Annotated in this window: 21 protein-coding genes; 14 read left to right on the plus strand and 7 right to left on the minus strand. The window is 59.8% G+C overall.

What is annotated here, in order from left to right; genetic code table 11:
- Nucleotides 1-209: 209 nt before the first annotated feature.
- The 6 genes from QSV77_RS22445 to recX all read left to right on the plus strand — a co-directional run bounded on the left by QSV77_RS22445 (nt 210) and on the right by recX (nt 6,284).
- Nucleotides 210-1,223: an ABC transporter substrate-binding protein gene (locus QSV77_RS22445; RefSeq protein ID WP_302735103.1), complete on the plus strand. Its 1,014-nt coding sequence runs from the start codon at nt 210-212 to the stop codon at nt 1,221-1,223.
- 99 nt (nt 1,224-1,322) lie between these two features.
- A complete protein-coding gene (locus tag QSV77_RS22450) occupies nt 1,323-2,786 on the plus strand; it encodes an ATP-binding cassette domain-containing protein (RefSeq protein WP_302735104.1) in 1,464 nt (487 codons plus the stop codon).
- Nucleotides 2,783-3,724: an ABC transporter permease gene (locus QSV77_RS22455; protein ID WP_142842503.1), complete on the plus strand. Its 942-nt coding sequence runs from the start codon at nt 2,783-2,785 to the stop codon at nt 3,722-3,724. The genes QSV77_RS22450 and QSV77_RS22455 overlap by 4 nt, the downstream gene beginning before the upstream one ends.
- Nucleotides 3,721-4,668 carry an ABC transporter permease gene (locus QSV77_RS22460; protein ID WP_065116281.1) on the plus strand — a complete coding sequence of 316 codons (948 nt, stop codon included), beginning with the start codon at nt 3,721-3,723 and terminating at the stop codon, nt 4,666-4,668. The genes QSV77_RS22455 and QSV77_RS22460 overlap by 4 nt, the downstream gene beginning before the upstream one ends.
- A 34-nt stretch (nt 4,669-4,702) precedes the next feature.
- A complete protein-coding gene (locus QSV77_RS22465) occupies nt 4,703-5,623 on the plus strand; it encodes an SMP-30/gluconolactonase/LRE family protein (RefSeq protein ID WP_302735105.1) in 921 nt (306 codons plus the stop codon).
- Nucleotides 5,624-5,693: 70 nt separating this feature from the next.
- Nucleotides 5,694-6,284: a recombination regulator RecX gene (gene recX, locus QSV77_RS22470; RefSeq protein WP_110759016.1), complete on the plus strand. Its 591-nt coding sequence runs from the start codon at nt 5,694-5,696 to the stop codon at nt 6,282-6,284.
- Nucleotides 6,285-6,287: 3 nt separating this feature from the next.
- Here the strand turns inward: recX and QSV77_RS22475 are convergent, their stop codons facing one another.
- The 6 genes from QSV77_RS22475 to QSV77_RS22500 form a co-directional block, all read right to left on the minus strand.
- Nucleotides 6,288-6,683, minus strand: coding sequence for a cytochrome c family protein (locus QSV77_RS22475; RefSeq protein WP_302735106.1), 396 nt, complete (start codon nt 6,681-6,683; stop codon nt 6,288-6,290).
- A 97-nt stretch (nt 6,684-6,780) separates the two neighbouring features.
- A complete protein-coding gene (locus QSV77_RS22480) occupies nt 6,781-7,308 on the minus strand; it encodes a DUF992 domain-containing protein (protein ID WP_142842507.1) in 528 nt (175 codons plus the stop codon).
- 248 nt (nt 7,309-7,556) lie between these two features.
- Nucleotides 7,557-8,366, minus strand: coding sequence for an ATP-binding cassette domain-containing protein (locus tag QSV77_RS22485; RefSeq protein ID WP_302735107.1), 810 nt, complete (start codon nt 8,364-8,366; stop codon nt 7,557-7,559).
- A gap of 30 nt (nt 8,367-8,396) precedes the next feature.
- Nucleotides 8,397-10,364, minus strand: a complete 1,968-nt coding sequence (gene fhuB / locus QSV77_RS22490) for a Fe(3+)-hydroxamate ABC transporter permease FhuB (protein WP_302735108.1) — start codon at nt 10,362-10,364, stop codon at nt 8,397-8,399.
- The gene (locus QSV77_RS22495) at nt 10,361-11,263 is read right to left on the minus strand and encodes an iron-siderophore ABC transporter substrate-binding protein (protein ID WP_302735109.1); all 903 of its coding nucleotides are present in this window, start codon (nt 11,261-11,263) and stop codon (nt 10,361-10,363) included. The genes fhuB and QSV77_RS22495 overlap by 4 nt, the downstream gene beginning before the upstream one ends.
- Before the next feature lie 27 nt (nt 11,264-11,290).
- Entirely contained in the window at nt 11,291-13,453 is a 2,163-nt protein-coding gene (locus QSV77_RS22500; protein WP_302735110.1) for a TonB-dependent siderophore receptor, read from the minus strand.
- A 155-nt stretch (nt 13,454-13,608) separates the two neighbouring features.
- Between QSV77_RS22500 and QSV77_RS22505 the strand changes: the two genes are divergently transcribed.
- From QSV77_RS22505 to QSV77_RS22525, 5 genes are all read left to right on the plus strand, one after another.
- The gene (locus QSV77_RS22505) at nt 13,609-14,523 is read left to right on the plus strand and encodes a LysR family transcriptional regulator (RefSeq protein WP_302735111.1); all 915 of its coding nucleotides are present in this window, start codon (nt 13,609-13,611) and stop codon (nt 14,521-14,523) included.
- A gap of 252 nt (nt 14,524-14,775) precedes the next feature.
- Nucleotides 14,776-15,039, plus strand: a complete 264-nt coding sequence (locus QSV77_RS22510) for a hypothetical protein (protein ID WP_302735112.1) — start codon at nt 14,776-14,778, stop codon at nt 15,037-15,039.
- A 183-nt stretch (nt 15,040-15,222) separates the two neighbouring features.
- Nucleotides 15,223-16,890 (plus strand): phosphoethanolamine transferase, encoded by a 1,668-nt coding sequence (locus QSV77_RS22515; RefSeq protein ID WP_142842512.1) that lies wholly within the window; start codon nt 15,223-15,225, stop codon nt 16,888-16,890.
- Between the two features lie 66 nt (nt 16,891-16,956).
- Entirely contained in the window at nt 16,957-17,610 is a 654-nt protein-coding gene (locus QSV77_RS22520) for a response regulator transcription factor (RefSeq protein WP_142842513.1), read from the plus strand.
- 37 nt (nt 17,611-17,647) lie between these two features.
- Nucleotides 17,648-18,985 (plus strand): HAMP domain-containing sensor histidine kinase, encoded by a 1,338-nt coding sequence (locus tag QSV77_RS22525; RefSeq protein WP_302735113.1) that lies wholly within the window; start codon nt 17,648-17,650, stop codon nt 18,983-18,985.
- Nucleotides 18,986-19,045: 60 nt separating this feature from the next.
- On the opposite strand, the gene QSV77_RS22530 is transcribed toward QSV77_RS22525, so the two are convergent.
- Nucleotides 19,046-20,350: an MFS transporter gene (locus QSV77_RS22530; RefSeq protein WP_302735293.1), complete on the minus strand. Its 1,305-nt coding sequence runs from the start codon at nt 20,348-20,350 to the stop codon at nt 19,046-19,048.
- Nucleotides 20,351-20,643: 293 nt separating this feature from the next.
- Here QSV77_RS22530 and QSV77_RS22535 point away from each other — a divergent pair, with 293 nt between their 5' ends.
- The 3 genes from QSV77_RS22535 (at nt 20,644) to QSV77_RS22545 (ending at nt 23,731) form a co-directional block, all read left to right on the plus strand.
- On the plus strand, nt 20,644-21,759 hold the full coding sequence (locus tag QSV77_RS22535; protein WP_302735114.1) for an RHE_PE00001 family protein: 1,116 nt from the start codon (nt 20,644-20,646) through the stop codon (nt 21,757-21,759).
- A gap of 258 nt (nt 21,760-22,017) precedes the next feature.
- The gene (locus QSV77_RS22540) at nt 22,018-22,248 is read left to right on the plus strand and encodes a helix-turn-helix domain-containing protein (protein ID WP_302735115.1); all 231 of its coding nucleotides are present in this window, start codon (nt 22,018-22,020) and stop codon (nt 22,246-22,248) included.
- Nucleotides 22,249-22,480: 232 nt separating this feature from the next.
- The gene (locus QSV77_RS22545) at nt 22,481-23,731 is read left to right on the plus strand and encodes an adenylate/guanylate cyclase domain-containing protein (protein ID WP_302735116.1); all 1,251 of its coding nucleotides are present in this window, start codon (nt 22,481-22,483) and stop codon (nt 23,729-23,731) included.
- Nucleotides 23,732-23,828 lie beyond the last annotated feature (97 nt).

Here is a 23,828-nt window from a genome sequence, read left to right on the forward strand (position 1 = left end):
GTTTCGTCCTGCGGGTTCCCGCATGCTTTCTGCGGAAACCCGCAGGAAGATTGCCGTGATCCGCCTATACAAGCCAAATCTTCTTGGTCATTCTCGCTTGTACTGGGGAACGGAGCTCCAGTGCAACGGGATTTCGTCTGCTGCCGAGGAGATTTGCGGCGGGTGAGGGTTCCGGCCCCGAAAGGGCAAGCCACCAGGGAGGAAAATCAATGGCTTTCAGGAAGATGCTTCTGGCGTCGGCCGCTGTCGCGTGCGCAGCCTTGCCGATCACCGCTCATGCCGATACGTCGGCCAAAAAAATCGCGCTTTCGAACAATTACGCAGGCAATTCCTGGCGTCAGGCGATGCTGACCAGCTGGGACAAGATCACCAAACAGGCTGTCGCCGACAAGCAGGTCGCGGCCGCCGACGCCTTCACGACCGCCGAAAACCAGGCGACCGAACAGGCGGCGCAAATCCAGAACCTCATCTTGCAGGGTTATGACGCCATCGTCATTAACGCCGCTTCGCCGACTGCCCTCAACGGCGCGGTGAAGGAAGCCTGTGATGCCGGCATTATCGTCGTATCTTTCGACGGCATCGTCACCGAGCCCTGCGCATGGCGTATCGCGGTGGATTTCAAGGCGATGGGCGAAAGCCAGATCGACTATCTGGCCAAGGCCCTGCCGAAGGGTGGCAATCTGCTCGAAATTCGCGGCCTTGCCGGCGTTTCGGTGGATGACGAAATCCACGCCGGCATCGCCGCCGGTGTCGCCAAGAACCCGCAGTTCAAGATCGTCGGTTCGGTGAATGGCGACTGGGCACAGGATGTCGCGCAGCGCGCCGTTGCCGGTATCCTGCCAAGCCTTCCCGAAGTTGCCGCCGTGGTGACGCAGGGTGGTGACGGCTACGGTGCCGCACAGGCTTTCGCCGCCGCCAAGCGCCCGACGCCGACCATCGTGATGGGCAACCGCGAAGACGAGCTGCAATGGTGGAAACAGCAGAAGGATGCCAGCGGTTACGAGACCATGTCCGTCTCCATCGCCCCCGGCGTTTCGACGCTGGCTTTCTGGGTGGCGCAGCAAATCCTCGACGGCAAGGATGTGAAGAAGGATCTGACCGTTCCATTCCTGCGCATCGACCAGGCCAATCTTGAGGAAAACCTCAAGACTACCCAGAAGGGCGGCGTGGCGAATGTCGAATATTCGCAGGCGGACGCACAGAAGGCCATCGCCGCCAAATAAGCGGGCCGGTTCACAACAGAGATAGCTGCGGCGCTCCGAAACGGGTGTCGCGGCAACTACCGATATTATCCGATTTTCACATCACTGGCGTAATTGCTCATGAATGACATCATCGAGGCGGAAGAGGTCGTGGCCGCACGCGGCGTCAAGGTCGTGTTCGGCGCCGTGCGCGCGCTGGATGGAGCCGATCTCATCATCCGTGCCGGGGAATGCCTCGGGCTCGTCGGCCATAATGGCGCGGGAAAATCCACCATCGTCAACGTCATCAATGGCGGGCTGACGCCACATGAAGGTTCCGTTTCCTATCGCGGCGAGCAAGGCCGGCATGGCATCGCCGCCGCCCGCGCCAGTGGCGTGCGCTGCGTGTTTCAGGAACTGTCGCTCTGCCCGAACCTCACGATCAGCGAAAATGTCCGCATCATGCATGCCGCAATCGGCGGCCGAAACTGGCGCGGCCGGGCGCTGACGACGATCCGGCAGACACTGGATGAAATTTTCCCCGGCCACGGCATCGATTGCGAGCTGACGATTGCCGAATTGTCCATCGCCGAACGGCAGATGGTGGAAATCGCCATCAATTTCTGCCGGACCCCGGAGGCGCCAAGACTGGTGATCCTCGATGAGCCGACGTCTTCGCTCGATGCCGGCCTTGCCGAACAATTGATGGATTATGTTCGCCGTTTCGTGCGCGAGGGTGGCTCCGTCCTGCTGATCTCGCATATTCTCGGGGAAATTCTCTCCACCGCCACCCGCATCGTCGTGATGAAGGACGGCCGGGTGGTGGCCGACCGGAAGGCGGCGGAATTCACCACCCGCTCTCTGGTCGAAGCCATGGGCAGCGTCGTCAAGGAACAGGACAGGCGGCGGGGAGAAAGCCGCAAGGCAGGCGAAAAAGTGCTTTCCATGCCGGCACGCCGGGGCGAAGGCCTCGCCTTTGAGGCCTTTCGCGGCGAGATCATCGGCCTTGCCGGCCTCGGCGGCCACGGCCAGACCGAAGCATTGCTCGATCTTTATCTCGCGCAGAACAACAGCTGGCTGCCGTCGCGAAAGACCGATATCGCCTTTGTGGCGGGCGATCGCAGTCTGAACGGCACCTTCCCGCTCTGGAGCATCCTGAAGAACCTTTCCATCGCCTCGCTCAGGGATATTTCATCGGCAGGCATGGTGGACAGGAACAAGGAAAAGGCGGTCGGCGCGCAGTGGAAACAGCGTATCGAAATCCGCACGCCCGATATGGGCAACAAGATCCTCTCGCTCTCCGGCGGCAACCAGCAGAAGGTGCTTTTCGCCCGCGCGCTCGCCACCACCGCCAGCACGGTTTTGATGGACGACCCGATGCGCGGCGTCGATATCGGCACCAAACAGGAGGTCTATGACATCTTGAGAACCGAAGCTTCCCACGGCCGCACCTTCATCTGGTATTCCACCGAGATGGATGAAATCCGCCTTTGCGACCGGGTCTATGTCTTCCGCGACGGCGCCATTCAGGCGGAACTTATCGGCGATGACATTACCGAGCAGAATGTGCTGGCCGCCTCCTTTGCCGGCGAGGACCACGCATGAAACTCTCGGCAAACGCACTCCGCCTCATCATTCCCGCCGCCTCGCTCGCCTTCCTGCTTGCTGCCGTCTTTTACATGCAGCCGCGCGCCATGAGCTATACCGGCATGAACCTGCTGTTCAATCTGGCGGTGCCGATCGCGCTTGCCACCATTGCGCAGATGCTGATCATGTCGGTCAACGATCTTGACCTGTCGATGGGCACCTTCGTCAGTTTCTGCGCCTGCGTCACCGCCACCTTCCTGCAGACGACGCCACTACTGGGGATCGCGATCTTTGCCGGCGCGATTGCGGTTTATGCCGCACTCGGGGCCATCATCCATATCCGTGCCCTGCCCTCCATCGTCGTCACGCTCGGCATGAGCTTCGTCTGGGGCGGTCTGGCCGTGCTCATTCTGCCCTCGCCGGGTGGTCAGGCTCCCGCCTTCATTCGGGCACTGATGACAGCCAAACCACCGCTGGTGCCGATCGCCATCGTCGCCAGCATCCTGATCGCGGTCGTCGCGCATTACATCGTCATGCGCTCCTCCTTCGGCGTTTTGATGCGCGGCGTCGGCGGCAATTTCCGCTCCGTCGAGCGTTCCGGCTGGTCGGTGGTCGGCATCCGCGCCGCCACCTTTGCGCTGGCCGGTTTCTTCGCGGTGCTGTCGGGCATCGCCCTTGTCGGACTTACGACCGCGGCCGATGCCAATATCGCCCTGCGTTACACGCTGCTGTCGATTGCCGGCGTGATCCTCGGCGGCGGCGAATTTGTCGGCGGAAGGGTATCGCCCATCGGCGCTGTCATCGGCGCGCTGACGCTGACGCTTGCCGGCTCTTTCCTGTCCTTCATGCGCATTTCGCCGGACTGGCAGATCGGCGCGCAGGGCGCGATCCTCATCATCGTGCTTGCCTTGCGCATCCTGCTTAACCGTCTTGAAAAGCGGGAGAAAAATCAATGAACGGGCTGTCATCCCTCACAAAAAAACCATGGATCTGGTCTTTCGCCGCAACGGCTGCGGTGTGGATCATCACAGTGCTCTTCACCGGCGGAGCAAGCTCCTTCGGTCTGTCGCATGCAGCACTCACCTTCGCGGCCTTTTCCGTCATCGTCGGCATCGGCCAGATGTTCGTCATCACGCTCGGGCCGGGCAATATCGACCTCTGCGTTCCCGCGACAATGACGCTGTCAGGCACGCTGGCGCTGAAATTCATGGATGTGTCCGATGGTCTCATCCTGCCCGGACTGCTGATCGCCATCCTGATCGGCATCGCTATCGGCATCGGCAATTATGCGCTGATCAAGCTCTTACGCATCCCGCCGATCATCGCGACGCTGTCGATGAGCTTCATCGTGCAATCCATCGCCATCTGGTCGAACCGCGGCCTGCGTATCAAGCCGCCGGAAACTTTGGCCACTTTCGCCATCTCCAGCTCTTTCGGCATTCCGAACGTCGCACTTGTCGCATTGCTGCTTTCGGTCGTCGCCTGGCTGCTGCTAGATCGCACTTTCTATGGACGCTGGATTTCCGCGATCGGCCAGAGCACCTTTGCCGCCCGCATGACCGGCATTCCGGTGGATGGCACCCGTTTCGTCACCTATGTGCTCTGCGCGGTGCTGGCGGCGATTGCCGGTTATCTTCTCGCCAGTTTTTCCGGCGGTGCTGCGCTCAACATGGGCTCGGAATATCTGCTGATGTCCATCGCCGTCGTCGTCATCGGCGGCACGGCGGTGGCGGGCGGCGATTCCAACGTGCCTGGCATCTGGGGCGCCTCGCTCTTCATGTTTCTGGTGGTTTCGATGCTGAATACCTATGGTTTCGGCGCCGGCATCCGCCTCATCCTCACCGGCCTCATCATCATTTCAGTCATTCTTCTGGCAAGCGGCCCCAAGGCCACGCGCTGACCCCAAACAACAAGCCCACAAGCGGACCACGCTCATGACCACAGACAACACCTCCCCTTACGAAATCCACGACGACCGCTTCCGCCATCTGATCGTCGGCAATGCCGAGCTGGAAGAGCTTTATTCCGGCTGCCGCTGGGCCGAAGGCCCTGTGTGGTTCGCCGATCTGAACTGCCTGCTATTCAGCGACATTCCCAATCAGCGCATGCTGCGCTGGGTGCCGGATGGCGGCATCTCGGTGTTCCGCCACCCCTCCAACTTCACCAACGGCAACACACGGGACCGGGAGGGACGACTGGTTTCCTGCGAACATGGCGGCCGCCGCGTTACCCGCACCGAAGTCGACGGGTCGATTACGGTTCTCGCCGACAGCTATGGCGGCAAGCGGCTCAATTCGCCCAATGACGTGGTGGTCAAGTCCGATGGCAGCATCTGGTTCACCGATCCCACCTACGGCATTCTCTCAGACTACGAGGGCTACAAGGCCGAGCCGGAGCAGAAGACGCGCAATGTCTACCGGCTCGATCCCGCAACCGGAAAGATCGACATCGCCATCGATGACTTCATGCAGCCGAACGGCCTTGCCTTCTCGCCGGATGAAACGAAACTCTATATCGCCGACAGCTCCTACAGCCACGATGTCTCCCGCCCCCGCCATATTCGCGTCTTCGACGTGGTGGACGGCGTAAAGCTCACCAATGGCCGGGAATTCTGCAATCTCGACAATGGCCTGCCGGACGGATTCCGTCTGGATACGGCCGGCAATCTCTGGACCAGCGCCGGTGATGGCGTTCACTGCTTTGCGCCCGATGGCGCGCTTATCGGCAAGATCAAGGTGCCGCAGACGGTTGCAAACCTCACCTTTGGCGGCCCGAAAAAGAACCGGCTGTTCATCACCGCGACGAAATCACTCTATTCGGTGTATGTGGCCGCAACCGGAGCGCAGACACCCTGAGACGCTGAAAGCGTAGAATTCAGACCGCGAAGGAACTGGCAAGACGGCTTTGTCGCGTTATAAATGCGGCATGAGTGACGATTCCAGCCCCTTCCTGACTGATGACATGGAGTTCGACGGCGAAGCGCAGGCCGTTGAACCCACCAGCCGAATGCTGTCCTGGGCGCGCAATTCCGCCCTCTACCGGCTGGAACAGCGGATGATGACGGAAAGGCAGCTGCGCGATGCCATCATGCGCAAGGCACGGGAAAAATTCGAAGAGATCAGCCCGGCGCAGGTAAAGGCGCTCGGCGACTTTGCCGTGACCTTTGCCTACGGCATCAAGGCGCTTGATGATACGGCCTATGCGGAAATTGCCGTGCGAAGCGGCCAGCGCAGCGGCAAATCGAAACGTGGGCTGGCGCAGAAACTTCAGATCAAGGGCATCGCCCGGGAAACGGCAACAGCCGCGTTGCAGGAGACCAACGATCTGGTCGCCGCCATCATCTTCGCGCGCAAGCGCGCCTTCGGGCCGTTTCGCCGTGTCGAACTCGACGAGAAACGAAAAGGCAAGGAGTTTTCCGCCTTCGCCCGCAATGGCTTCGGCTTCGAGATCGGCGCGAAGGTCATGGCGATGACCTTCGAAGAGGCGGAAGAGATAATCGCGGAAGCACCGCTCTGACGATTATTGCGGCAGGGGATGCGTTTTCAGATAGGCGATCAGGTCCGTTATATCGGTTTCGCTCCACAGCCCGAAAAAGCGCATCGCATTTCCCGGGATCGCCTTCTTCGGGCTGGCAATGAACTTCTGCAGTTCGTCTTCCGTCCAGACCCGGCCAGCCGCGCCGGCATCCTTCAACGCCTGCGAATAATGGCCGTAATCGGCCACCGAAGCCATCGGCCTGCCGACCACACCCATCAGATGCGGACCCATGCGGGTGCGCGGCGTATCGGCACTGTGGCAGGTGGAACAGCGGCTGAAAACCTTTTCCCCATGCGCCGCATCGCCTTCGGCAAAGGCGCTCGCCGCGAGGAGGGAAAACACGGTCGCTGCCGCAATATATCTGAATACGGAAATCATGACCCAGATAATACAACGCCCTCTCCGTCTGACAACGAAGAGGGCGCGTTTTGACATGCGACAGAATGCCCGGTCAAAGCACCGGGCGATTTGCCAGTCAGTTCATGGCCGTCAGCGTAACCGAGGTGCCGGTGGCAGCAAGGTTGAGACCAACCTGGCCCGTCACGCTGACCGTCTGCAGCTGGATGGAGCCGGAGGTGCCGCCAACGAGGATGTTCGTACCAACGCCAAGACCAACGGTCACTTCAGCCGTTGCGCCCTGATAAAGGCCGCCGAGCGAACCACGGTGGTAACCGGCGGTCGGGGCGAAAACGGCCCAGACCAGACGGCCCTGTGTGGTGAAGCCGAGGTCAACGCCCATCTTGCGGATGGCGCCGGTATAATGGTCGGTGCGGCGTGCGCCCATCGTGGACTGGAAGGTGCAGTCCAGTTCCTTGGCGGAACCGAGAACATAACCAACACCACCACCGATATCGCAGCTCAGATAACCGATCTTGACGCCGTTGCGGTCGTCCTGCTCCTGCGGAGCGGGCTCATATCTCGCAAGGTCGGCAGCCAGTGCGGATGCAGCCCCACCGAGGCCCATCGTCAATGCGGCAAAAGTTACGGCAACAGCCTTTTTCATCTTATTTTCTCCTGTTTTAGTCCTACCCGCAGCAGCCCTTCTTGCCCTCTCCGGATATTGAATTCCGCACTGTTAACGTTTGTTCCCTGAAATCGATCCAAAACAACTTAATTGGATGCAAGGAAAGGAAAGCGGTTAACAATGTCTAATGGCGGTAGGATGCCATTAAGACATTGTTAGGGCGGAAAATGCGTTGAAAATGACTGTCAACAACAAGCGCTTTCAGGCGTTGTTTTGCTGCAACAAACTCAAAGCGGCAGCGCGACCGGCAAGCCGGTGGCGGCATGCGTCATGACGTCCATGCGCACCTCATAAATCCGCTTCAGCGCCTCTGGCGTCATGATCTCCTGCGGGGTTCCTCTTTCAATCAGATTGCCGGAATGCAGGGCGACGATCTCGTCACAAAAGCGTGCCGCCATGTTGACATCGTGCAGCACCACGATGACGCCGAGACCCTTTTCGCGCGACAGTCTCTGTACCAGCGACAACACTTCGATCTGATGTGCGAGATCAAGCGCCGATATCGGTTCGTCCAGCAGCAGGCTTTCGGCATTCTGGGCCACCAGCATGGCAAGCCATACGCGCTGGCGCTCGCCACCGGAAAGCGTGTCCACAAGCCGGTCGCGGAAGGCCACGGTGTCGGTCAGCTCGATGGCCTCATCCACCTTCTCCTGATCCGCCCTGGTAAACTGGCCAAGCGCGCCATGCCAGGGATAACGACCGAGCGCCACCAGCTCCTTGGCGAGCATGCCGGAGGCGGCCGGCGTATATTGCGGCAGATAGGCGAGTTTTCGCGCAAACTCCCGATTGCCCCAGTCACCCAGCGCCTTTCCCTCAAACGACACTTTCCCCGCGGTTGGCTCCTGGATCCGCGCCAGAATCTTGAGCAAAGTCGATTTTCCCGAACCATTATGGCCGATCAGGCCGATTGTCTTGCCGGTCGCGAAACTTGCCGTCAGCGGCTGCAGCAATGTTCGGCCGGGCACCTCCATCGTCACCCCATCCAATGAAAAAAGCGGGGTATCGTCGTAGCCGGCGGCAAGCGCTGCCTCACCCATGGTTCTTATCTCCGTAAATGCCCAGACACATCATTGGCGCCTGCCTGAAAGCCAGATCAGGTAAGGCGCACCGGCCAGTGCCGCAAAAAGCCCAAGCGGCAGCTCATAGGGGAAGGTGACCGTTCGCGCCCCGAGATCGGAAAGCGCCATCAGTACCGCTCCGAAAAGGAATGAAGCGAGCAGATGGTCGCGCGGCGTGGTGAAGCCAGCGCGAAGCGCGATATGCGGCGCCATCAGCCCGACGAAACTCAAGGGACCGACAAGCAGCGAGGCCGCACCGGTGGCGATGCCGGCCACCGCAATGACGGCAATGCGTGCGAGACTGAGCGGCAGCCCGAGGGAAAGCGGCACATCCCGGCCGAGCGGCAGGATTGTCAGCCAGCGCGTCACCGACAATGCACCCGAAAGCAGAACGACGGAAAGCACGGCAAGAAATATCGCCGAAGCGGGCGTGGCCGTGGAACCCGAACCGCTGAGCCAGGCAAGAATCTGCCACGCGCGCTGGTCGCCAATGGCAAGCAGGGCCGAAAGCACCGCCGAGCAAAGCGAACTGACGGCAATACCCGCAAGCAGTATTTTTTCCGGCGCCAGATATCGGCGCACCGCAAAGAACAGCACGAGGGTCATGACCGCCGCCGAGCCGATGCCGGCACCCGCGAACAATTCAAAGAGGCCTGCCGCCGGAAAAATCGTGATGGCGGCGGCAAAACCGAGGCCTGCGCCGCCGCTGACGCCGATTACCTCCGGGCTTGCCATGGGATTGCCGGTCAGCCTTTGGAGAAGCGCACCCGCCATGGCCAGCAGACCGCCGGCAGCGATGGCCGCCACCAGCCGCGGCCAGCGGAACGGCAGAAGGCTTTGCAGGTCACCGGCACCCAGCACCGTCCAGCCATCCGGGCCTTTGCCAATGGCCAGCGCTGCAAAGATCAGCACAGCCATGATGACGAGCACCGGCAGCAGTGCGGCAAGCCGGCGTCTTGCCGCAACATCGCCGCCTTCGCTGCGGTGGACATCGGTCGGTCGGATTTTCGGCAACAGCCACAGAAGCAGCGGTCCGCCGATCAGCGCCGTCACCGCGCCCGTGGGGAAAACTTCGGCGGTTGTGCTCGCCAGAAGCTGAATGAGACCATCGCAGAACCAGAGTAGCAGCCCGCCCAGCAGTGGCGAAACCATGAGCACTGCGGATGACCGCCGCACGCCGAGTGCCCGGGTGAGCGCCGGTGCGGCAAGGCCGATGAAACTGACGAGGCCGACCGCGGCAGCAACGAAGGCGGCAAGCGCAACTGCAACGGCCGCGACCGCCAGCCTGATCGAAAACAGCGATACGCCGAGCGATCGCGCACCGGCATCGCCAAGACCGAGAACCGTCAATGGCCTTATCAGCAAACCGGTCAGCACAAGGCCGGCGAGGAGCTGGAAGCCGAGAGAGAAGGCATTCGACCAGTCCTGCTGGCTGAGCGAGCCGCCGTTCCAGACGACAAGCGACATCAGATATTCGCCCTGCGCCAGCGTCAGCGCCGCCGAAACGGAGGCGGCAGTGATGCCAACCAGCAGCCCAGATACCACCATGGTCACCGGCTCGAAGGACCGCCGCCAGCCGAGAAGGAAGACAATGCCGGCGGCAGCGGCAGCGCCCGTGAGTGCCACAAAGGCGCGGTTGCCATCCAGCACCGAGGGAAAGAACAGGGTGGCGATGACGATAGCCAGCTGCGCACCGGCGGAAATGCCGAGCGTCGAAGGGTCGGCAATCGGATTGCGCAGCAATTGCTGGAGAAGCGCACCGGACAGGCCGAGCATCGCACCCGCCAGAATGGCGACAGCTGCACGCGGCATCAGGCTGAAGGCGAAAATCACCTGATCCATCGACAGCTTGGCGGCATCGAATGGCAGGCCGGGCCATGCGCTGAAAGTTAGCCGTTGCAGGCCGGCATGCAGCGAAAGCCCGCAGGCCAGCACGAACAGAAGCCCGCAGAAAAGCTGGAGAGGCCGCGCCGTCACAGGGCTTCTCCCTGCGTCGTCAAAGCCTCGGTCAGAAGCCGCGCAAAACGCATGCCGGCGGTGATGCCGCCATAGGGACCGATATTGCCAAGCATGACCACGCGGTTTTCCCGCACGGCCGGAAGGGCCCGCCAGATGGCGCTGTTGCGCAGGCTCTCGCGGGCTTCCACCGGAATATCGGAGACGATGACGATACGCGCCTCCAGCGACGCGGCGAGATTTTCCAGCGGCACCGGCGCTGCGAAAGTGAATTGCGAACGATCCACCCAGGCATTGGCGAGCCCCAGCCGACCAAGCACATCCCCGAACATGCTGTCCGCACCAAACGCACGAAAATGCCGGGCGTCACCAATATTGATCACATAGGTCGGCCGCGCGGAAAAACCGGCAAGGCGGGTGCGCATGGCTTGCAGCGCCGCGTCCGTTTCGCTCAAAACCCTGCGCGCCTCATCAGCCCGGCCGAGCTTCTCGCCAAGAGCCGACACTGCCGCAAGCGCCTTTCCGAAAGGCGGCTCGCCCTTCACGTAAAAAGGCAGCGAGAAGACCGGCGCAATCGCTTCCAGCCTGCCGGTGTAGCGCGTGTAGAAAGGCGAGATCAGAATGAGATCCGGCCGCGTCAATTGCAGTAGCTCGAAATTCGGTGCGCCGCGCAGACCAAGATCAACGACGCTCTCAGGGATTTCCGGCTCGACCGCACCAACCCTGAACTGGATGAGTTCGGTTGCCGCCACCGGCATGACGCCGAGCGCCACGGAGGTTTCGAGCATGGCCCAGTCGATTGCGGCGATGCGGGGCGTCACCGCCGCCCGCGCCTTGCCTGCAAGAGCCGAAGCGGCGAGCAGGCCTAAAAATTCCCGCCGCCCCCAAAGGGGGGACATCCATAGATCCTTGCGCGTCATGCCCCTGCTGCTTCACTTGATATGGCTTCACCAACGATAGGTCAGCTTGCCCATAACCGTTCTTCCGTCACCGTAATAGCATCCGAAAGTGGAGCAACTAGAAATATATTCTTTATCAGTCAAGTTTTGCACGAGGAGCGAAGCGCGATAGCCGTTCTTCTCGTAATGCACACCGAGATCGAGCAAAGCGAGACCCTTCATCTCGAAGGTATTGGCCGCATCGCCATAACGCTTTCCGACATAACGGACGCCGCCGCCGATACCGAAGCCTTCAAGCGCCGTATCCTCCGCGAATGTATAGTCGAGCCACAGGCTCGCGGCATGCTGTGGTGCATTGTCCAGTTCCCTGCCGTTGTTGACGCGGCCCGCCACTTCGCTGTCCATGTAGGTATAGGCCGCACGCAGATCGAGCCCGTCGGCAATGCTTGCAACGCCTTCAAGTTCGAGGCCTTTCACGTGCGCCTCGTCCATCTGCTGCGTCACGCCGCCCACCGTCGTCGTCACATTCTTCTGCTTCAGATCATAGATCGCCGCGGAGAAAAAACCGTCGAAACCTTCGGGCTGGTATTTGATACCGGCTTCCCATTGCTCGCCGGTGGTCGGCTTCGGCGCATCACCGACAGCCGGCTGCGGCACCGGTTCGAAGGACGTGGCATAGCTGACATAGGGTGCGATGCCACCATCGAAGAGATAGCTGACGCCGACGCGACCGGTGAGCTTGTGGTCGTCCTTGTCGAGTGCACGATAGGTCGTGCCGTTGAAGGTCGTGCCACCGGTACTCGCCCAGTCCTGCCGAAGGCCAGCAGTGATGCGCCAGTTCTCAATCGCCATCTCGTCCTGTGCATAAAGGCCGATCTGCGAGATATCCGTCTTCACATCGGCATAAAGCGTGCGCGAGGTCAGGCTGATCGGCCCGCCATAGACCGGGTTGACGGGATTGAGCGGCGTCGCGGCCCAGAATTCGGTTTTGACGTTGTTATCGAAATAACGATAATCCAGCCCGACAAGCAGGGTGTGATCCACCGGCCCGGTTGAAAAATCCGCCTGCAGGCTGTTGTCGATATTGAAGGTATTCAGCAGCTCGTCCTGCAATGTCGCGTTCCGGCGGATGAGATTGCCGATCATGCCGCCGCTGGTTGAAGACATGCCGAGCGCCCGGTAGGACCAGTCGAAATTGGAATAACGTGCATTTTGCCGGAAGGTGAAAGTATCGTCGAAACGATGCTCGAATTCATAGCCGATATTGGTGAATTTACGGTTCGACGTATCAAAGGACGGATCGCCGACATAAAAACTGCGGTCCAGCATGTTGCCAGGCCGCGAATACGTCAGCGCCGGCGGCAGGCCGGAAGGTGAACTTGGATTATCGTGCTGATAGGACGCAAGAACCGTCAGCTTCGTATCCTCGTCCGGCTGCCATGTGAGAGCCGGCGCAATGAAATAACGATCGTTCTGCAGATTGTCGGTCTGGGCATGGGCATTGCGGGCAAGACCGGTCAGCCGATAGGCGAAGCTGTCGCTATCCGCCACCGGACCACCAATATCGAACATCGATTGGTAATAATCGAAGCTGCCGATCTGCGCGCCCACTTCACCGAAACGCTCGAAGGTCGGCCGCTTGCTGACGAGATTGATGAGTCCACCGGGATTACCCTGACCATAAAGCACCGAGGCCGGCCCGCGAATGACCTCCACCCGCTCCAAACCATAGACCTCATAGGAGGGTGCGCCGGCCGTGCGCATCAGCCGGAGACCATTGAGGAACTGCAGCTGGTTTCCGGCGAAGCCGCGAATTCGCGGCGCATCAAAACGCGGATCGGAGCCTGACGGCTGCGCGACGACACCAGGCACATAATTCAGCGCCTCGCTGAGATTGCGGACATTCTGCGCATCCATCTGATCCCGGGTGATGACGGAGACCGATTGCGGCGTCTCGATCAGGGATCGGCCGGTCTTGGTGGCACTGGCGCTGGTTTTCGCCACATAACCCTTCACGGGAGCCTTGGGGTCCTGTTTTTTCGCGCCTTCCAGGGTGATGGTCTGGAGCACCGTCGTCCCGGCTTCTTGAGCAAGGGCAGCGCCTGAGGATAAAAACGCCACATAGGCAATGGCGGCGCAGCCGCCGGCCAGAATGGAAATGTGTTTGGTTTTTCCCTGCACGCCAAGACCCTTTATAACCCGCACCGTCATTAACGGATATTTTTCTGGAGAATTTAAGTCATCTTATTACGCAAGGTGTAGATTGTGATCCAATAAGCCCGGCCGGTTTTTTTCAGAACTATTGATTATGAAAAACCCGATCGATAATAGCTTGGAATTATTCAAATCTACTGCGAAAGGCCGCAATGATGGGCAGGAAGCCGGCAAGCCGGGCGGACACATTCGAGCTGCGCCACCTGCGCTATTTCACCACGCTGGTGGATGAGCGCAATTTCGAGCGCGCCGCCGCCCGCCTCGGCATTGCCCAGCCGGGTTTGAGCCAGCAGATCATGGCGCTTGAGGATATTGTCGGCATGCCGCTGCTCGACCGGACACGCCGGTCGGTAAAGCTGACCACGCCCGGCCAGCTGCTCTATGAGGATGCCCGGAAAATCCTTGCCAACGCCGAGGCAACGCTTGCGGCCCTCAAACGTGTGGATCGCGGTGAGACCGGCCGCATCTCCATCGGTTATGTAGCGTCCGCCGCCTATTCCGGCCTGCTGATAAAGTTCATCGCCAGTTTCCGCGCTTCCCATCCCGATGTGGAACTGCAACTCATCGAAATGGAGATGCGGCTGCAACTGGCCAAGATCGCCGACGGCAATCTGGATTTCGCCTTCATCCGCCCACCGGCGCCCATTCCGGAAGGGGTCGCCACCCAGGTGGTTCTGCGCGAACCGCTGATGGCGGCGCTGCCGGAAAATCATCCCCTGGCCTTTGCGCTGCAGGTCGATCTGAAGAACCTTACAGGGGAAACCTTCATCACCCCGCGACAGCCGCCGGATGTCGGCTTTCATTACAATACGATAAAAGCCTGCAACGAGGCCGGGTTCCAGCCGACGATCAGCCCGGAAGGCCGGGACTACACCACCATTGCCAGCATGGTGGCCATTGGTCTCGGCGTGGCATTGGTGCCACGCTCACTCGATTGCCTGAGGTTGCCCGGCGTACGTTATGTGCCGCTTGCCGCAAGCTCCACCACCTCTGATCTCGCCATCGCCCATCGAAAAACGGAAGCTTCTCCGGCAGTGAGAGCCTTCATTCTCCACACACGCAGCTAAGGCAGAAAGCACTCACCTCTGGCAGCGGCGTACTCCCTGATGTGAACGCAAAATCCGCCACGTCGGATTGCCCGACGGGAATGGCGACAAGGCCTGTGAAGCCAAACGCCGGAGATTGCACGGAAAATACCCGTCATTCGGGAAAACCGCATGCGAGACGAAAAACCCGCCGCAGATAAATCGTGCCCGCTTATTCCCGCTACCCAGATCCGCCGCATAATCACGGCAGATTTTGATTTACGGGAGACAGCAATGGCTGAGACTTACGAACACTACACCGCCGGCCTGGAATCACCGGCATCCCACGGTTTCGACATCGTGCCCGACGATACTAATCCACTTCCTTCGCCCACGCGTGCCATTTATGTCGGCAATGGCGGGCAGCTTTCCCTCACCCTGCTTTCCGGAACGACCGTCACTTTCCAGAACCTTTCCGCGGGCAGCCTTTTGCCGGTCCGGGCAACACGCGTATTTGCAACCCGCACCACCGCAACGGGGATAATCGGACTGAGCTAGGTGACGCAACGCCAAGGCCCAGCCATCGATCTGAAAGCACCCACGCCTTGATATGACACTTTCATGACAGAGCTTTCAGGTTGATGTCAGCTAAATAACGCATCCGCCATCCATCGGCCCATGCGGCGGCGTGAACGGGGTGTTTCGCTCGTTTTCCGCCACCGCCGGCACATTTGAAATCTGGTGGACCTGGCATTGGCTCTTTTTACCGCGAAAGCGACAGGCGTTGAATCGTATCGTCCGGAAATCGGCAGCGTGCCGCTCAGCCTGCTGACGGCGGCTTATCTGCTGTTTTTCATGAACCAGACATTCTGGTCGAAGGTTCACACCTATCTTTCCGCTTATCCGGTTGCCATCGTTGCGCTTTATGTCGCCATGGCGGCGCTTTTTGGCGCCCTCATCACCATTTTTTCCGCCAAATATCTCATCAAGCCGTTTCTGGTCTTCGTCATATTCGCAGCGGCTGCCGCCTCCTGGTTCATGGACCGTTACGGCGTTGTCATCGACAGCGACATGATCCGCAACGCCATGGAAACCACGCAGGCGGAAGCGGGCAATCTGATTACTCCCGGCTTTGTCTGGCACATGGCGATTTACGGACTGGTGCCGTCCATCGTCATCGCCGCCATCCGCATCCGGCATCGGCCAATCCTCGATAAGCTTTTGTGGAACACCATCAGCATCCTGGTGTGCCTCGGCATCGTCGGCATCATCAGCTTTGCGAATTCAAAGACATTCACGACCGCCATCCGGCAGCACAAGGATATCGTCAAAAGCGTCAACCCGTTGTCGCCGATGATGTCCGCCGTCCATTATTTCACGCAGGCCGGTCAGGAAGCCGAAATACAGGTCAGCCCAATCGGCAGGGATGCGAAGGTTCTTCCCGCCGCTGGAGGTGTCCATAAGCCACGCATCACCGTCATCGTTGCGGGCGAGACCGCTCGCGCCGCGAATTTTTCCCTGAACGGCTATGGGCGCGACACCAATCCGGAACTGGCCAAGCGCGACGTGATCTATTTCCCCAACACGACCAGCTGCGGCACCGCGACGGCGATGTCCATTCCCTGCATGTTCTCGAAATTCCCGCGTTCGCAATATAGCCATAGCAAGGCGCTCGCGAATGAAAACGTCATGGACGTCCTCGTCCACGCCGGTGTCAGCGCAACATGGCTGGACAACAACACCGGCAGCAAGAATGTCGCCGACCGTATCCCCTATTTCGACCTGCCTTCCACCAATGACAGCCGCTTCTGCACCGGCGGAGAATGCCGCGACGACATCTTTTTCGACAAGCTCGACGCCTGGCTCAACAACGTCACGAAGGATAGCGTCATCGTGCTGCACCAGATGGGTAGCCACGGGCCGACCTATTATCTGCGCTACACCGACGAATTCCGCAAATTCACACCGGATTGCCGCACAGCCGAGCTTGGCAATTGCAGCGATGCCGAGATCGTCAATTCCTATGACAACACGCTTCTCTACACCGACCACTTCCTCTCGACCGTGATCGACAAGCTGAAAGCACGCTCCGACAGGCTGGCGACCGGCATGATCTATGCCTCCGACCACGGCGAATCGCTTGGCGAGAACGGTGTCTACCTGCATGGCGCACCCTACCTGCTTGCCCCTGACCAGCAGACCCATGTGCCGTTTCTGGTCTGGTTCGACGATGATTTCGCCAAGTCCATGGGGCTTAACCGGGCCTGCCTTGCGAAAAGTGCTGCAGAGGGTGGACGCTCCCACGACAATTATTTCCACAGCATCCTTGGCATGATGAACGTCTCCACTTCCGTCTACGATCCCTCGCTGGACGTCTTCGGCGGCTGCACCCAGCGCCAGAGCAGCTGAACGAACAGTGCTTGACGCTTATCCCGTGAAAGCGATACGCAGGACGACGCGATAAAGGGAGCTGTCTTGCGGGTTCTGCTTGTTGAAGACGATCATGTTTTAGGTGAAGCGTTGCGAGACCATGTCGCAGCGGCCGGCCATGCTGTTGACTGGTTCAAGACGCTGGACGACGCCATGGCGGCAACGCTGACCATGGCCTATGGCCTGATCCTGCTCGACATGCGCCTGCCGGATGGCGAAGGCATCACCCTTCTGCAAGCGCTGCGCAAGCGCGACGACGCCACACCGGTGATCATCCTAACGGCACATGATCAGGTTTCCGACCGGATTGCCGGGCTGAACGCCGGCGCGGATGACTATCTGGTCAAGCCTTTCGACCTCGATGAGCTTTCTGCGCGCATGCTGGCGGTCTCGCGCCGTTACGAGGGCCGCTCGGCGCCCGTCATTCGCCTGCCCGGCATCGAGATCAACCAGGTGGCGCGCAATATCACGGTCGATGGAACGGCACAGACACTCAGCGCCCGCGAATGGGCCGTGCTTGAAAAGCTGGTTGAACATCCCGGCGCCGTCGTCTCCAAAGCCCAGTTGCACGACACGCTTTACGAATTCGGCGCGGAAATAGAAAGCAACACGGTCGAGGTCTATATCAGCCGGCTGCGCAAGAAAATCGGCCATGACCGCGTGGAGACCGTGCGCGGCGTCGGCTACACGATCAAGTGAGCCAGACGGCTAGCAAGTAAATAACAAGTAGGCAGAGATGGCCAGACCGACCAGCATGACCCGCAAGCTCGTGACGGCGCTGACCAGCGTCGTCGCCATATCCTGGCTCCTCGCCTGCGGGCTCGGCGTCATGGTGATGCAGGACGAATTTGCCGAGATTTTCGATGCCGGCGTGCAGGAGACGGCCGAAAGGCTGCTGCCGCTTCTGGCCGACGATCTCAGGGAAAACAACACGGCCCCCGCCTCGCGCAAGCTCAACCCTTCGGCGGAAGGTGCGGAATATCTGACCTATCAGGTGCGCGACCGCGAAGGACAGGTCGTGCTGCATTCGCATGATAGTTCGACGGAGCCTTTCGAAGTCTCACTCGATCCCGGTTTTTCCGAAACCGCGACACAGCGCATCTACACGGTTGCAACGCCGGACGGCAATTATTTCCTGCAGGTCGCCGATGCCTTCGCCAACCGGCGCGAGGCGATCGAGGAAGCGGGGAGTGCGCTGCTTTTGCCCGTACTCATCCTCATTCCCGCCAGCATCTTTGCAGTGATCGTGGTGGTGCGCAGGACCCTGCAACCGATACAGACCCTGCGCGACGAGATCGGCAAAAAGGATGGCGGCAATCTTGCGCCGCTCGAAACGCAGCCTTTTCCCGGCGAACTGCATCCCATCGCCCGCTCGGTCAATCTGCTGCTTGGACGGCTGCGATCAGCAATCGAGGCGGAGCGGGAATTCACCGCCAACAGCGCCCACGAATTGCGCACGCCAATTGCCGGCGCACTGGCGCAGGCGCAGCGACTGCATGCCGATATTCCGCCGGAACTTGCGCCGCGCGTCGAGAATATCGAGAAATCCCTGCAACATTTGGGCCATCTCGCCGAAAAGCTGCTGCAGATGTCACGGGCCGAAGCAAGGATCGGCGTGACCGATACGGCAAATGATGTCATCCCCGTTCTCGAACTCGTCATCGACGACATGGTGAGAACGGCGATAGGCAAATCCCGCATCCGCTTCACCAATCACTGCGAGGACGGACTGCCCTGCAGGATAGGCGCGGACGCCTTCGGCATCATCGTGCGCAACCTTCTCGAAAATGCCCTGATCCACAGCCCGGCGGGAAGCCCGGTGCAGATTTTGGCGGAACAGGACGGCACGATCCGCATCATCAATTCCGGACCGGCAATCGACGGGGCGCTGCTGCCCAAACTGACGACCCGTTTTGCCCGAGGTCCAACCAAGGCGGATGGCACCGGGCTTGGCCTTGCGATCGTCAAAAGCCTGGTGGAACAGACCGGCGGCGAATTGCTGCTTTCTTCACCCGCACCCGGCCGGCAAGACGGTTTCGAGGCGCGCGTAGTTCTGCCTGTCGAAGCCGCCTGAAGGCACTTAAAACAAAAAGCCCCGCCAAAAGGACGGGGCTTTTATGTCTGGATGTACCGCTCAATCCTCGTGGATGTGGCTGTGATCGCGCGTATCGCGCATCTTCACATAGACCACCAGCGACAGCGCAATCATGACCGTTACATACCAGAAGAACCAGTTTTCATGGCCGATCTGCTTGAACTTCAAAGCCACGAACTCCGCCGTTCCACCAAAAATGGTATTCGCCAGCGCATAGGGCAGCGCCACGCCGAGCGCGCGGATATGGGCGGGGAACATTTCCGCCTTCACCACCGCATTGATGGAGGTGTAGCCGGTAACGATCAGCAGGCCGACCAGAACGAGGGCGAAAGCCATGATCGGATCGGTCGTCGTCGCCAGCGTGGTGAAGATGAGGTAGGTAAACAGCGTGCCGAGAATGCCGAACCCCACCATCAGCGGTTTGCGGCCGACCTTGTCGGACAGCGCACCGGCAAGCGGCTGGCACAACATGAAGACGAAAAGCGCCGCCGTAGTAATTTCAGTCGCACTTTCCTTGCTGAAACCGGAGGTGTTGACGAGGAATTTCTGCAGATAGGTGGTGTAGGCGTAGAAGGCGAGCGTGCCGCCTGATGTCAGCGCCATGACCATCAACGCTTCCCGCGGATAGTGCTTGAAAAGCGCCCATCCGCTGGATTTCGGCTTGTCGGCGTCGCCCGCCTTGGCATTTTCGAAAGATTGCGTTTCGGCAAGGCCACGACGGATATAAAATACCGCAATCGCCAGAATGCCGCCGATGAAGAAGGGAATGCGCCAGCCCCACTCGCCAAGCTGTGTCGGCGTCAGCATCCGCTGCAGCACCAGAAGCACCGCCAGCGCCAGAAGCTGGCCGGAGATCAGCGTTACATACTGGAAGCTGGAGAAGAAGCCGCGACGGCTCTTGCCGGCCATTTCACTGAGATAGGTAGCGCTGGCGCCATATTCGCCGCCGACGCTGATGCCCTGCAGAAGGCGGGCGAAAACCAGAATGGCAGGCGCGGCAATGCCGATCGTCTCATGGCCGGGTGTAATGGCGATCAGCAGGGAGCCGAGACACATCAGCGTAACGGACAAGGTCAGGCCGGCCTTGCGGCCCTTGCGGTCGGCATAGGTGCCCATGAACCAGGCCCCGATGGGCCGCATCAGAAATCCGACGGCGAAAACGGCGGCAGCGCTCAACAGTTCGGCGGTCTGGTTTCCGGAAGGGAAGAACACCGGCGCGAAATAAAGGGTGAAGGCCGAATAGACGTACCAGTCGTACCATTCGACAAGATTGCCCGCCGATCCGCCGATAATGGATTTCAAACGGGTTTTCTGATCCGGTGCGGTGGCGGGACCATTTGCCATAATATTCACGGGTAAACTCCAATTCATCTTCGTCTGGAGATGGAAGGGCGAACGGAAGGTGTGATAATTTGTCGCTCTAGGCGGGGGTATATACCCGTCATGCTGCAATGCGCAAGTTTATGCTGCGTCGCAATAATACGGTAGAAACGTCAGAAGTGACCCGCGTCCTCGTGAAGCCCGGCCCTCCAGACCGGTTCGCGCCGCAGGATCGGCGACGATGATACCGGGAAAAGCAGAACCGGGCCATTGCAATCCGTCTTGTAAGCCGTGCACGCTCAAACTAAAAAATATCAATGATTTATGATATATCGGACATCCAGATCGAAAAACTTCTCATCGCCGCGGCCCGCGCAGGCGAAGCGCTGGCGCGGCTGGACGAGCGGATCAGCCGCTCGCCGATGAAACACGGCTTCATCGAAAGGCAGGATTTCACCGATGCGATTTCCTCCATGTGGGTCGATGGCGAACTCGTCCATATGGAAGATCTGGTCCTGCATGACGCCCATATGGACGTGCGCGCGCCTACCCACGAGATGACGGCGGCGCACCGGATCTTGCGGTCGAGGCGGCTGATCTTTTCCAATGCCGCCGGCTGGGCTTTCACTGCGCCCGGCCTTTCCAGATTACGGGGCAGAGCCACACTTGCAGCCGACGAGGTGTCACCTCCCCGGGAAACCGGGGATCACACCCGCAGCGAAGAGAGCGGGACGGATGGGGAAGCATTGCTGGACGGGGCTTTCTCCGAACTGGATGCGCTGCTGGCGCGAAGCTCCGCGACGCTTGAGGCGATTACCGCCGGTAACATGCCCGCGCCCGTGAACCAGCGGCAGGAAGGCCATCCGATCATCAACGAGCCTGACTGGGACGAGGATCAACGGCTGAAAGAATGGCTGGAACTGCATGCAAGGACGGCAGAACTGCCAACTATCCTTCGCACCGCCATTCTGCTCGATGCGTGGAACATGATCGAGGTGTTACAACGCAGCCCCTGGCTCGGCCGGCTTCTGGCCGCCGCTTTTCTGCGTGAGGGAGCCGTGACGCCCGATCACTTGCCGGCGCTCAGCGCCGGTCTTCGCGCCGTTCCGCGCGAGCGCCGACACGCCAGAAACCAGACACAGCGGCTGCTCGCCCTTCTGGACAGTTTTTACGAGGCGGCCCAGACCAGTTTGAAAGAACATGACCGGCTGACCCACGCGCGGGATCGCATGATGCGCAAGCTCACCGGCCGGCGCTCATCATCACGTTTGCCGGAACTGGTGGAGCTGGTGGTTTCCCGGCCGGTGGTTTCGGCGGCAATGATCGTCAAGGAACTCGGCACCACACCGCAGGGCGCAATCGGGCTCGCCAGTCAGCTGGAATTGCGGGAAGTTACGGGTCGCGGCCGTTTCCGCGCCTGGGGCATGCTTTAAGCTTGGCATTTTGAAATACAGCCTGCCCGAAACTGGAAAATTGCCTGTCATCCGGCCGTTTCCACCACGAAAAATGCTGCAGGAATGCGGCGATCACGAATCTTAACAAAATTTAACTATTGCGTAGGTGGGCGAAGCGTCTATGTTCCTCGCTGCGTTGCAGCACGATTTCTTCTCCGGCAACGCGGTCGCATTCGGCCCCCGGCAACTTTTCCTTGCCGCCCGCATTTAAGTGTCCATCATCAGGGAGATGCAATAATGACAATTTCAGTCTCAGAACTTAATTCCGATCACGAAACCGATGCTCCTTTTGCCAAAAAGGTCCTGACCGCGCGCACGCTCGCCGGCTATACGGTCGAACAGCTTGCTATCACCTGCGGTCTCACCACCACTGAAATCCACGCACTGGAAGACGGCACCGACAGCGATCCATCGCGTATCAGACGCGTTGCCGCTGCCCTGCATATTCCTGTCGAAACCGTTATCTGATCGCCCTTAGCGATCACGAAAAATCTCAGCGCCGCCGGGGACGATGTTCAAGAGAACATCCGGGCGGCGCGCGTGGCCCGAGGCCGCAAATATCTTCCGGAAGATTTTCCGAAGCCCTCTCTTAACATTTTTGTTATCCGGCACCACATGGGGTTCACGAGCGACCATGTTCGATGAAGTTCGGCATGCGCCCTGCCCGTTCGATAACAGCAACAATCTCCGGAATCCTGCCATGACACTCAGTCTTAACACCGAAGAACGGGTTTCTTCAGCATTGGATGAATTGTGGCCGGCAGAGAAGACCGAAATTCTCGACTGGCTCGTGACCGGCACCAAGGACGAGCGTTTTATCGACGAGATATTCGTGGAGCTTTGCGACAGGCTGCGGGCAAGCGGAATCTCCATCGCAAGGGGCGTTCTTGCTTTCCGCATCCGCCACCCGCAATGGCTTGGCGCGCGGATATTGTGGAAAGCCGGCATGCCCTCCGCCGAAATCGCCACCTATGGTTACGGCTCGGAAAGCACGCCCGAATATCTCAACAGCCCCATCAACGACATCCACCAGGGTGCAACGGAAGTCCGCCACCGGCTGAATGGCGATGACATCGATGAACCCGGTTATACGATCTATGACGAGCTGCGGGCCGAAGGGCTGACGGATTATTGCGCCTGGCCGATCGAGCACACTTTCGGAAAGCGCCACGTCGCGACATTCTCCAGTGACCAGCCGGGCGGTTTTTCCGACAGCGAAATCGCCGCCCTGAAAAACCTGCTGCCGGCTTTGGCGCTGGTCAGTGAAATACGCCTCAAAAACCGCATGACGCGCACGCTTTTGGAAACTTATGTGGGTCCGCATGCGGGCGAGAAAATTCTCAACGGCGCCACGACACGCGGTAGCGGCATAACGGTGGGAGCGGCGATCCTGATCTGCGACCTGCGCAATTTCACCCATATTTCCGACCTTTGGCCGCGCGATGACGTGATCGAGCTTCTGAACGGCTATTTCGACGCCATGTGCGACCCCATTGAAGAATTCGGCGGAGAAATCCTGAAATTCATGGGTGACGGGCTGCTGGCGATTTTTCCGCTCAGCGATCCGCAGGCCTGTGAAAACCTGCTGAAAGCCATTGCCAGCGCGCAAAAGGGTCTTGTTGCCCTCAATGAGATCAATTGCCAGAAGGGTCATGATCCCCTTGGTTACGGCATTGGCGTGCATGTCGGCGATGTCATGTATGGCAATATCGGCTCAAAAACCCGCCTCGATTTCACCGTCATCGGCCCCGCCGTCAACATCGCCTCGCGGCTGGAAACACTGACCAAGGAAACCGGCCGCAACGTGCTGTTTTCCGAGGAATTCGTTCGTATGGCCGGAAATGGGGACAGGTTGGAAAATCTGGGTCCATGGCTGTTGCGCGGCCTTGAAACGCCAGTCGAGGTCTATGCGCTTCCCCAGAATGCCGTGCAGATACCTTCCACCAATTGACGCCCGGCAGCGTTTGGACTTCGGCTCAACCTGCCTTTCGCGTGACCTCCGGAGGCGAATGATTTCGGCCGTGCGTGCCGTTGTCAAAACGCTTGAC

Source organism: Agrobacterium sp. V1, assembly GCF_030518355.1.
Lineage (GTDB): Bacteria > Pseudomonadota > Alphaproteobacteria > Rhizobiales > Rhizobiaceae > Agrobacterium > Agrobacterium cucumeris.

What these genes read in the sequence shown, in the direction of transcription:
- QSV77_RS22445 (WP_302735103.1), top strand. Translation starts at nt 210, where the DNA reads ATGGCTTTCAGGAAGATGCTTCTGGCGTCGGCCGCTGTCGCGTGCGCA.
- QSV77_RS22450 (WP_302735104.1), top strand. Translation starts at nt 1,323, where the DNA reads ATGAATGACATCATCGAGGCGGAAGAGGTCGTGGCCGCACGCGGCGTC.
- QSV77_RS22455 (WP_142842503.1), top strand. Translation starts at nt 2,783, where the DNA reads ATGAAACTCTCGGCAAACGCACTCCGCCTCATCATTCCCGCCGCCTCG.
- QSV77_RS22460 (WP_065116281.1), top strand. Translation starts at nt 3,721, where the DNA reads ATGAACGGGCTGTCATCCCTCACAAAAAAACCATGGATCTGGTCTTTC.
- QSV77_RS22465 (WP_302735105.1), top strand. Translation starts at nt 4,703, where the DNA reads ATGACCACAGACAACACCTCCCCTTACGAAATCCACGACGACCGCTTC.
- recX (WP_110759016.1), top strand. Translation starts at nt 5,694, where the DNA reads ATGAGTGACGATTCCAGCCCCTTCCTGACTGATGACATGGAGTTCGAC.
- QSV77_RS22475 (WP_302735106.1), bottom strand. Translation starts at nt 6,683, where the DNA reads ATGATTTCCGTATTCAGATATATTGCGGCAGCGACCGTGTTTTCCCTC.
- QSV77_RS22480 (WP_142842507.1), bottom strand. Translation starts at nt 7,308, where the DNA reads ATGAAAAAGGCTGTTGCCGTAACTTTTGCCGCATTGACGATGGGCCTC.
- QSV77_RS22485 (WP_302735107.1), bottom strand. Translation starts at nt 8,366, where the DNA reads ATGGGTGAGGCAGCGCTTGCCGCCGGCTACGACGATACCCCGCTTTTT.
- QSV77_RS22495 (WP_302735109.1), bottom strand. Translation starts at nt 11,263, where the DNA reads ATGACGCGCAAGGATCTATGGATGTCCCCCCTTTGGGGGCGGCGGGAA.
- QSV77_RS22500 (WP_302735110.1), bottom strand. Translation starts at nt 13,453, where the DNA reads ATGACGGTGCGGGTTATAAAGGGTCTTGGCGTGCAGGGAAAAACCAAA.
- QSV77_RS22505 (WP_302735111.1), top strand. Translation starts at nt 13,609, where the DNA reads ATGATGGGCAGGAAGCCGGCAAGCCGGGCGGACACATTCGAGCTGCGC.
- QSV77_RS22510 (WP_302735112.1), top strand. Translation starts at nt 14,776, where the DNA reads ATGGCTGAGACTTACGAACACTACACCGCCGGCCTGGAATCACCGGCA.
- QSV77_RS22525 (WP_302735113.1), top strand. Translation starts at nt 17,648, where the DNA reads ATGGCCAGACCGACCAGCATGACCCGCAAGCTCGTGACGGCGCTGACC.
- QSV77_RS22530 (WP_302735293.1), bottom strand. Translation starts at nt 20,350, where the DNA reads ATGGCAAATGGTCCCGCCACCGCACCGGATCAGAAAACCCGTTTGAAA.
- QSV77_RS22535 (WP_302735114.1), top strand. Translation starts at nt 20,644, where the DNA reads ATGATTTATGATATATCGGACATCCAGATCGAAAAACTTCTCATCGCC.
- QSV77_RS22540 (WP_302735115.1), top strand. Translation starts at nt 22,018, where the DNA reads ATGACAATTTCAGTCTCAGAACTTAATTCCGATCACGAAACCGATGCT.
- QSV77_RS22545 (WP_302735116.1), top strand. Translation starts at nt 22,481, where the DNA reads ATGACACTCAGTCTTAACACCGAAGAACGGGTTTCTTCAGCATTGGAT.